Consider the following 8934-nt stretch of genomic DNA (forward strand, 5'->3'; position numbering starts at 1 on the left):
TGGACAGGTGGCCGAGTGGTTAAAGGCAGCAGACTGTAAATCTGCCCGCGCAAGCGTACGCTGGTTCGAATCCAGCCCTGTCCACCACCTACCCTCAATTGTCGGAACGCCCGGAGCCGTAAAGGCCGCGGTGTTCTGAGTCGTTATCCGCTCGCCTTATCTCATCGTGCCAAAGAGCTGCCCGGATCGGCTCGGGATGCGACGACCAGCGCCAGGGCGGTGCGGTTGCTTATGGACAGCTTGGTATAGATGGCGTTGAGATACACCTTCACTGTCCCCTCGGTCAGGCCCATCTGCTCTGCGATCTGACGATTGCGAAATCCCTGGCCCACGAAGGTTGCGAGTTCTCTTTCGCGATTGGACAATTCGGCAAGGGGGTCGCGTGTGGGCGATATCGTGATCTGAACCGCGCGCTGCATGAGTTCCTCGTCGATATATTTCCGGCCCGCCGCGACCGTTCGGATGCAATCGACCAGCCGATCCTCCGCGCCGTCCTTGAGCACGATGCCCTTCACACCGAAGCGTAGGGCGTCGATGAGATGTTCGTCGAGCAGATCAGCGGTGAGGAGAATGACCGACGTCGTGCTCTGCGACAGATACAGGTGCCTCAGGACCTCCACACCGTCCATCTTCGGCATTCGTACATCGAGGATCGCAATGTCCGGAGACAGGGTGGAAATCGCCTCCAGCGCTGCCTCTCCATCTGCGACCGATGCAGCAAGCGGATAGCCGTTGACCGACAGGACGCTGGCAACGCCTGACCGGATCAGCGCATGGTCGTCAGCAAGGATAATCTTCATGCTCGGCCTCGCTTCAGGGGGAGTTCGACGACCAGCCTTGGCCACTGCGGATTGTCCCATATGGCCATTGTCCCGCCAAGTCGCCCCACACGGTCACGGATGGTCCATGGTTCAACCTCGCTTCCAAGCTTTCCGAAGGGGAGGCCATCATTGGCGATTTCAATTCTCAATTCGCCCTCGTGGCTTTTTGCCGAAAGGGTGATGCAATCGGCTTTGCCATGGCGCACTGCATTGGAAACGGCTTCGCGAAAGATCTGGCGGCACTCGAATGCGAGCGCGGCTTCGACCGAAATATGTTCAAGCTCCTGGCAATCGATTTCGACCTGCCATCTGGTGCGGCATTCTTCAACCGTATCTTCCAGTTCGGCAGCCATGCTCACGCTCACTGCGTCTGCGCTCGCTAGGCGCAAGCGGTCGATCATTTCCCGAATATGCGATTGCTCGCTGCGTAACCGGGCCTTGAGCTCTTCCGCAAGCTCCCGCGCGGAGGCTGCATCGTCGGGGATCGTCTGACGCAACGCCTCGAGGCCGAAGGTGGCTCCCGCCAGCGCCTGCGCGACGCTGTCGTGCAGGTCGCGGGCGAGGGATTCGCGCGTCCGGATCACGGCGCGATCCCGCTCGAGCCGAGACAGGGCGCGTTGCTCTACCATCGCGGCGATCTCGCGGGCGATCTCGTAAACCCGTGTCATATCGTCGGTGGACACGCTGGGCATGTCTGCGACGACCAGTTCGAGGAGGGTCCCTTGGGCAGTGATGAGCCGGGTCAACAGGCCTTCCGATGCCGAAACTTCGGTGGCCAGCGCGCTTACCTTCGACAGGGTTCTGGCCACCTTGCGACTGCCGGGGGTGTCCTCCACGAGCGCACGCCCGGTCGATACATCGAACAGTTCGGTCAGCGGGCTTTTGTTGCCCGACTTCGCCAGTCGCTTTTTCGATACCGATCCTTCGCGAAGGACAACGATGGCGGCGGGCTCGTCGGCTTCTTCCCACCAGATGCCCACTTTCGGGGCAGACAGTTGAGCCGCCGCATAACGAACCGCAGCCTCCAGAGGATCCTCGTCGAGAAAATCGGACGGGGGATTCTCGCGTCTGCCGGTCCGAAACTGAACACCCAGAAGCACGAAGGCGAACCCGATTACCCCCATGTAGGACAGCCGGCGGGCGAATACCTGCGCGTCGAGATCGTTTCCGGCCCAATAGAGAGCAATGCCTACCAGGATGTATCCCAAGGCAGCGGCGAGGGCGGACCACGCCGTGACCCGCCAGTCCCATCGGATCGTCGCGGCGAACATGAGGAAGAAGAAAAACGCGATGAAGGGGCTGTTGAACGTATTGCCCGGCTCTTCGGTGAACCAGATCGACAGGGCGAATACAGTGATATCCAGGGCGTGCGCGGGTAGCGCGAGGCGGAAATCGAACCACCAGCTTACCCAGGCGACGCGCAAGAGAAGCAGTGCCAAAACGAGGTAGACGCCGATCAGCGCATATCCTTCGTCCGGATGCCTGTTCGGCTGGCTGGGATCCGCCACCAGCGCCACGAGAAAGATGACCGCAAGGAGAACCCTGAGGACCGCGATCACCCGCGCGACACGATTCTGAAAATACTTGGCCAGCACTACCGGTATGCCCCTCTGTGGAAGCTTATTGCGGTAATGCTGGCTCTTGCAATCCTTCATCGCCCTTCAGCGACCCGAAGGGGGATGGAAATATCCTGGCCGGCGCAACGATTGGCTCACGACGCCGGCCAGTTAGTTTCCGCCGCTAAGGGGACAAATCGATAGCGGCGGTTTCTTTTCACCGGGACCTAGAACCGGGCCCGGAACCCTGCGTACACATAACGCCCGAAAACATCGTAGATGGCGCTGCCGGAACCGGTGGCCGTCGACCCCAGCGGCGGTTGCGTGTCGAGCACGTTGTCCATACCGACATAGAACTTGAACCCTTCGCCGAAGCCGGCATCGTCAAGATCGAAATCGAAGCGGATATCGTGGTAGAAGACCTCCGGATACTTCGCGGTATCGGCGTAATCCAGGTTCAGCAGCGCTGAGCTATCGGCAGGAACTGTGCCCTCGCTATAGGTTATGACGTTGTAGTCCTCGTACGCATTCACATACATCGGGCTGATGTAATGCATGCGATATCCAAACGTGAAGGGCCCGGTTCCCACATTGATATCGAGCCGGAATTCATCCTTGGGATCGCCAAGTTCTTCGAGGATCACGTTTTCCAGCCCCGGATAGGTGGGATCCTGGAAGTTGCTGCTCTTCAGGCCGTGCGTATAGACGAAGAAGGTGCCGAACTTCACGTCGCTTCCCAGCGTCGTGTTGTAGGAGATTTGCGTGTCGATACCCTCGCGAATCCGGGTCGCGTAGTTGAGCGGGGCGACGATCAGAGTGTTTCCGGCGATGGCCCCCGGGAGTTCGCCGAACTGGCCGGTACCCGGACCCTGGAAACGCGAGAATTGCGCGCAGAAGATATTGGTGAGCGTCGGCTGGTCGTAGCAGGAATTCAGGATCTGCTGCGCGGTTGCCGATGTGATGATGTTGTCCACATCAATGCGATAGTAATCGACCGAGACCGACAGACCGGGCACGAAGCTCGGGCGGTACACACCGCCAACAGTCAGCGAGTCCGATGTTTCTTCGACCAGGTTGGGATTGCTGCCACTGACGATCGGAAGCGAATAGGACCGGCTGTTGAGGTTGGCCAGATTCGCGGCCCCGACATCGGCGGTGCAGTTGGCGAGGCGGTTGGGGTTGCTGTTCCGCTGCACCAGATCGCAAGGATCGGTGATGGTGCTGAAGTTCGGAACCAGCGGGAACGCCGTTTCCGATACATTCGGAGCACGAACTGCGCGACCGTAGTTGGCCCGGAAAGCCAGGTCGACGATGGGCGACCAGGTGACCCCGGCGTTCCAGGCGAAAGTCGTTCCCAGCGAGCCGCCATAGTCGGATACACGGGCCGCCCCGTTGATGGTCAGGTCTTCGAAGAAGGGCATATCTCCCAACAGCGGGATCTGCACCTCGCCGAACGCTTCCTTCACATCGAACTTGTCCGGAGCGAAGGTGGGGATGACAACCGCGTTGGTGAGACCCGTCTGCAGATAGGGATCCTGATCGTAGCGCGCGTTCTCTTCGCGATACTCACCACCGATGACGAAGCGGACGGGGCCGCCCGGCAGTTCGAACAGCTGGCTGAGATCGCCGGAAACGAAGCCGAGGATATCAAGCTGATCAATGCTGGATTTCGTCGTCCCTTCATAGGTGAAATAATCCGCAGACGCCCGATTGTCGGCGGCGCCGAACGGGTTGTAGGGCACACAAGCCGCGATATCGGAAGCGAGCTTCGCGTTCAGGGCTGCGGTCTGGGCTGCAGAGTTGTTGCGCGCAAGAATGACTGCGGAGGCAGCATCGTATTGCGAACGGCACTGGATCCGGCCGGTTGCCGGATTGAGGCCCGCGTCCATGGCCAGGACAAAGCGCTGCTTGTCGATGTAGCCCGAATTGACATCCGTTTCCTTGAACTTGCCGTAGTTGGCCGAAAGTTCGAACTTCCAGTCGTCGTTGAAATTGCCGCGCACGCCGAACACGCCGCGATAGGTTTCGCGGGTGAAGTTCTGGTCGCGGATCCCCACGTCGAGAAGGCTGCGGGCAAAAGCGAACCGGTAGGTGCCAGCCGCGATGGCGGCGCGATCCGCAGGGGTCAGGTTGCCCGGAATTACATTAGGCGCGGCCGTGGTGCCGATGTTCGTGGTCGCTGGGCAGGTTACCGAAAGATCCGGACGGCAGTTGGAGGCCAGGATCAGGTTGGCCAGGGTGGTGCGGTTGGCAGCCCCGAGGAACGGGTTGTCCAGTCGGGGACGTTCGCGGAAATCGAACTGGGTCTGGGTACCCTGGATGAAGGAGGGACCCGCGTTGTTACCGACCGCCTCGATGTAGTTGTACTTGCCTTCGAAGAACAGCTGGATGCCAGGCGTCACATCGAAGCTGGCCAGCAGGTTGAAGTTGTAGCGGTCCTGCTCGGGATAGATCGACAGCAGTTCGCCTTCGCGTCCGGTCTGGCCGTTTCCGCCCAGTATGGAGCTGTTGATACCGGTGCCGAAGCGGGTGCCGGTTTGTGGTACCAGCACGCCTTCGGGCGTGAAGATCTGCGTGCAACTGAAGGACACGCCACCCGTGGTCGAAGGCGCGCCGTTGGTCGCGACGATGGCTTGGCCGCAGGCGGGGGTTCCGGTGCGTTGGTTAATCGGGATCAAGCCGAACCGGTTGTTCGTGGTGGTGCGGAAATCCCTGAAGAACGCACGGTCGGCGAAGCCGTCGCTACCGCCCGCAAGCGGTATCGTGCCGCTGCCGTTGGGATTGGGGATGGTGGCCGGATCGACGTCGATCGTGCCGAGGCCGTCGTTGAAACGAAGCGCCGGGATCTGCGAACCGAAAACGCGATCCTGGTGCGCATATTCAGCATGAAGCGTAATATTAGCGCGGTCGTCGAGATAGTTGTGCCCGGCAAGCGCCGACACGTAGGTCGCGCCCCCGAAACCTTCGGGCGAGAGACCGGCCTGGCCGCGCACCTGGAACCCTTCGTAACGGTCGCGAAGGATGAAGTTGACGACGCCCGCGATCGCGTCCGAACCATACAGAGCCGAGCTCGAGCCCGTGACGATATCGACCCGCTCGATCAGATCGTTGGGGATGGAGTTAATGTCGGGCGAGACGGCGTTGTTGAGGATGTCGGCGGGAACGTGCCTACGGCCGTTGACCAGAACCAGCGTGCGCTGCGTGCCGAGGCCGCGCAGATCGAGCAGGTTGAGGCCCGCGATACCGATGCCCAGACCTGGGTTCTGCTGGGCGAAGGTGCTGCGAAGCTGAGGCAGATCGTTCAGCGTGTCGCCGATGTTGATATTGCCCTGCTCGAAAAACTGCTCGCCGCCCAGAGAAGTGACCGGCACGTTCGAGGTCAGATTGGGCGAGCTGATACGCGACCCGGTGACGAGAATCGGGGTGTCGGTGTCGGTGGAAGGCACGATCGCCGAATCGTCGGCATCGCAGATTCCGTCATTATCCACATCCGAACATTCTGTCGCATCCTGCGCAGCCGCGGGGAGAAGTGCGATCCCACCGGCGAATGTGGCGAAGGAACAAAGAAGTGCAGTGCCGCGCAGCAGCTTGTGTTTGCTGAATACCATTCGATTTTTACCCCTGATTTCACGCCTGCGGGGGTGACGAAGACTGCGGACCCCTGTTGACGCGCAATGGCTAGGGTTGGACAGGGATTTCAGGATATTCCCGAAAGTTAATGGCCAGCAATTTTTGATCCTCCTGTGGCGCACCGGTTACGTACGTTGGATAAGCGCTTCAGCTACCGTTGGTTAGGTTAACCGCCTAGCGTTCTTCTGGTTATCGGTTGTTGCCACGGTAAACTCGCCACTCGACTTCGGGCCGCGTATCCTTGACTCTTTCCGAAAAGCCCCCTTTTCCCGGACCTCGCAACGTGGGCGGTTCTATCTTAGCCTGACCACTCAATCGGAAATTCAAAAGCTCCTTCCAAAGTGATAATCGAAACGATGGACATGACGAAAGAGGACCGGCGCAGGCTGGCTGCGCGCAACAAACGGCGGAATGTCACGCTGGTGAAAGTGGGGGTAATCGCGCTGGCGGCCATCTCTGCCTCGCTTGCGGCCTATCTGGTCATGGGCGGCTGACGCGATCTTGCCCCCGCGCCCGCGCCGAATTAGGCGTGGGTGATGCAACTCACACATCGCCCGGTCATTTCCGCCACCGGCCTCTACACCCCGCCAGAAAGCATCACCAACGAAGAGCTGGTCGAAAGCTTCAACCGCTACGTCGCGCAGCATAACGCGGAAAATGCGGAGGCTATCGCGGCGGGCGCTTGCGAACCGCTGGTGGAAAGCTCCGTTGCCTTCATCGAGAAGGCGAGCGGCATCAAGGCCCGCCACGTCGTCTCCAAGGCCCCCGTGCTCGACACCGAGGTCATGGCGCCGCGCCTTCCCGAACGCGGGAACGAGGAAATCTCGATCCTTGCCGAAATCGGCGTGTCCGCTGCGCGCGATGCGCTGGAGCGGGCAGGGCGCGATGCGGGCGATGTGGATGCGGTGCTGTGCGCGGCCTCCAACATGCAGCGTCCCTATCCGGCGATGGCGATCGAGATCCAGGAGGCGCTCGGTATCGAGGGCTTCGCCTTCGACATGAATGTCGCCTGCTCCTCCGCCACCTTCGGAATCCAGACCGCCGCCGATTATGTCCGCGCGGGCCACGCCAAAAGCGTTCTGGTGGTAAGCCCCGAGATCACCAGCGGCCACCTCAACTGGCGCGACCGCGACAGCCATTTCATCTTCGGCGATGTCGCAACCGCCGTGCTGGTGGAGGACGCGGCGCTCGCGCCAGAAGGGCATTGGGAAATCGTGGGCAGCCGCCTCAAGACGGTTTTCTCCAACGCCATCCGCAACAATTTCGGCTTCCTCAACCGCGCCCATCCCGAAAGCGCGGGCGCCGACGACAAGCTGTTCGTGCAGGAGGGGCGCAAGGTCTTCAAGGAAGTGGTGCCGATGGTTTCTGCACTGATCCTGGAGGAGGCCGAGAAACTGGGCATCGACGCGCCCGCGCTCCGGCGCCTGTGGCTGCACCAGGCCAATGCGGGGATGAACCGCCTCATCGCCCAGCGAGTGCTGGGCCACGAAGCGAGCGAGGACGAGAGCCCGACGGTGCTCGATACCTATGGCAACACCTCCAGCGCGGGGTCGATCATCGCCTTCCACCTGAATCACGAGGACATGAAGCCCGGAGACGAGGGACTGATCTGCAGCTTCGGCGCGGGCTATTCGGTAGGAACGGTGTTCGTCCGCAAAGCGGAGTGATTCGGGCACCTAACCGGCAATTTCGCGACGGATGGGACGGTAAAACCAGGGGTCAGAACGCCGCGATATAGGCGCCCATGACTGTATCAAGCTGGCGAGCGCCGGTTCCAAGGCATGATGCGCAGCAGATTGGCCATGCCGCACCACCCCGTCACGCCGGCGAACATCAGTCCCGCTCCTACGAAGGCCGAAAGTCCAAAAAATCCGGGGGCCGCGAACAGGCCGAGCAGAACACCGGCCAACACCAGCGTGCCGGCGGTGATCTGCACCTGCCGCATGATCTCCAGCGGTTGCGACCGATCTGCGATGGTCGGTTGTCCGGCCTTGCGCCACCCATCGATTCCCCCGCCGAGGATATACACCGGGGCATCGCCCGCAGCCGCGCAGAGTTGCGCCGCATTGGCGGAAGTCCGCATACCCGATTTGCAGTGGAAGACGATCGGCCTGCCGTCAGCCGGAAGATCGCCGACCCGTTCGAGCGGGAGATTGACCGCACCGGGGATACGCTCCCGGGCGTGCTCGTCGACCCAGCGAATGTCGATCAGGCGCGCGCCGGCATCGATCGCGACGCGGGCTTCGGCAGGCGAAAGGGCGGCAATTGTCATCGCGTCAATCCTTGCAGTAAAGTTGATAGAGTGTGCCGAGAAGCGTTTCGACGCGGGCGTCGGCAATGGCGTACCAGAGCGTCTGGCTTTCCCGGCGATAGGTCACGAGGCCTTCGTCGCGCATCTTGGCCAGGTGCTGGGAACAAGCCGATTGCGACAGGCCGACATCGCGCGCCAGATCGCCGACCGTGACCTCGCCATGCTCGACCAGCTTGCACAGCAGCATGAGCCGACGCCCATTGCCGATCGCCTTCAGGATATCGGCAACCTGCCCGGCCTTTGCCTCGAAAGTCTGCAGATCCATCGGCGGTTTGAGCATCGTCGCAACTCCATTAGCACTTGCTTATTTAGCGAATACTAATATATTTGCAAGCGCAAAAAGGAGAATTCCATGAGCCAGCCCGTTATCGAGGCATTTTTCGACGAGCCGACCAACACGATCAGCTATCTCGTGGGCGATCCGGCGACGCGGAGCGCGGCCATCATCGATCCCGTGCTCGATTTCGACATAGCGAGCGGCGTCGCCGATACGCGCTCGGCCGAGAAGATCCTCGCGTTTGCGCAGGAGAACGAGTGGCGGATCGTAATGGTGCTGGAAACCCACGCCCATGCCGATCACTTGTCGGCCGCGCCTTTCATCAAGGCGCATACCGGG

General features: G+C 61.0%; 8 protein-coding genes and 1 tRNA gene. 4 read left to right on the top strand and 5 right to left on the bottom strand.

Annotation, left to right across the window (positions count from 1 at the left end):
* Nucleotide 1: 1 nt before the first annotated feature.
* Nucleotides 2-87, top strand: a tRNA-Tyr gene (locus ACFDTG_RS14755).
* Nucleotides 88-161: 74 nt separating this feature from the next.
* Here ACFDTG_RS14755 and ACFDTG_RS14760 read toward each other — a convergent pair.
* The 3 genes from ACFDTG_RS14760 to ACFDTG_RS14770 all read right to left on the bottom strand — a co-directional run bounded on the left by ACFDTG_RS14760 (nt 162) and on the right by ACFDTG_RS14770 (nt 5985).
* Nucleotides 162-800 carry a response regulator gene (locus tag ACFDTG_RS14760; RefSeq protein ID WP_375291753.1) on the bottom strand — a complete coding sequence of 213 codons (639 nt, stop codon included), beginning with the start codon at nt 798-800 and terminating at the stop codon, nt 162-164.
* Nucleotides 797-2476, bottom strand: a complete 1680-nt coding sequence (locus tag ACFDTG_RS14765) for a sensor histidine kinase (protein WP_375291754.1) — start codon at nt 2474-2476, stop codon at nt 797-799. Before ACFDTG_RS14765 ends, ACFDTG_RS14760 begins: the two co-directional genes overlap by 4 nt.
* A gap of 128 nt (nt 2477-2604) precedes the next feature.
* The gene (locus ACFDTG_RS14770; RefSeq protein ID WP_375291755.1) at nt 2605-5985 is read right to left on the bottom strand and encodes a TonB-dependent receptor domain-containing protein; all 3381 of its coding nucleotides are present in this window, start codon (nt 5983-5985) and stop codon (nt 2605-2607) included.
* Between the two features lie 378 nt (nt 5986-6363).
* On the opposite strand from ACFDTG_RS14770, the gene ACFDTG_RS14775 reads away from it, so the two are divergent.
* Both ACFDTG_RS14775 and ACFDTG_RS14780 read left to right on the top strand, forming a co-directional pair.
* Nucleotides 6364-6501, top strand: coding sequence for a hypothetical protein (locus ACFDTG_RS14775; protein WP_375291756.1), 138 nt, complete (start codon nt 6364-6366; stop codon nt 6499-6501).
* Nucleotides 6502-6543: 42 nt separating this feature from the next.
* Entirely contained in the window at nt 6544-7674 is a 1131-nt protein-coding gene (locus ACFDTG_RS14780; protein ID WP_375291757.1) for a beta-ketoacyl-ACP synthase III, read from the top strand.
* Between the two features lie 86 nt (nt 7675-7760).
* On the opposite strand, the gene ACFDTG_RS14785 is transcribed toward ACFDTG_RS14780, so the two are convergent.
* The gene (locus ACFDTG_RS14785) at nt 7761-8279 is read right to left on the bottom strand and encodes a rhodanese family protein (protein WP_375291758.1); all 519 of its coding nucleotides are present in this window, start codon (nt 8277-8279) and stop codon (nt 7761-7763) included.
* A 4-nt stretch (nt 8280-8283) separates the two neighbouring features.
* The gene (locus ACFDTG_RS14790; protein WP_375291759.1) at nt 8284-8598 is read right to left on the bottom strand and encodes an ArsR/SmtB family transcription factor; all 315 of its coding nucleotides are present in this window, start codon (nt 8596-8598) and stop codon (nt 8284-8286) included.
* A 72-nt stretch (nt 8599-8670) separates the two neighbouring features.
* Here ACFDTG_RS14790 and ACFDTG_RS14795 point away from each other — a divergent pair.
* Nucleotides 8671-8934: MBL fold metallo-hydrolase (locus tag ACFDTG_RS14795; RefSeq protein WP_375291760.1), on the top strand; the 264-nt coding region annotated here is incomplete at its 3' end.

This window comes from Qipengyuania sp., from assembly GCF_042095715.1.
Lineage (GTDB): Bacteria > Pseudomonadota > Alphaproteobacteria > Sphingomonadales > Sphingomonadaceae > Qipengyuania.

Bases quoted from the DNA above. Each gene is read 5' to 3' on its own strand.
- ACFDTG_RS14770 (WP_375291755.1), bottom strand. From the start codon at position 5,985: ATGGTATTCAGCAAACACAAGCTGCTGCGCGGCACTGCACTTCTTTGT.
- ACFDTG_RS14775 (WP_375291756.1), top strand. From the start codon at position 6,364: ATGGACATGACGAAAGAGGACCGGCGCAGGCTGGCTGCGCGCAACAAA.
- ACFDTG_RS14785 (WP_375291758.1), bottom strand. From the start codon at position 8,279: ATGACAATTGCCGCCCTTTCGCCTGCCGAAGCCCGCGTCGCGATCGAT.
- ACFDTG_RS14760 (WP_375291753.1), bottom strand. From the start codon at position 800: ATGAAGATTATCCTTGCTGACGACCATGCGCTGATCCGGTCAGGCGTT.
- ACFDTG_RS14780 (WP_375291757.1), top strand. From the start codon at position 6,544: ATGCAACTCACACATCGCCCGGTCATTTCCGCCACCGGCCTCTACACC.
- ACFDTG_RS14790 (WP_375291759.1), bottom strand. From the start codon at position 8,598: ATGCTCAAACCGCCGATGGATCTGCAGACTTTCGAGGCAAAGGCCGGG.
- ACFDTG_RS14765 (WP_375291754.1), bottom strand. From the start codon at position 2,476: ATGAAGGATTGCAAGAGCCAGCATTACCGCAATAAGCTTCCACAGAGG.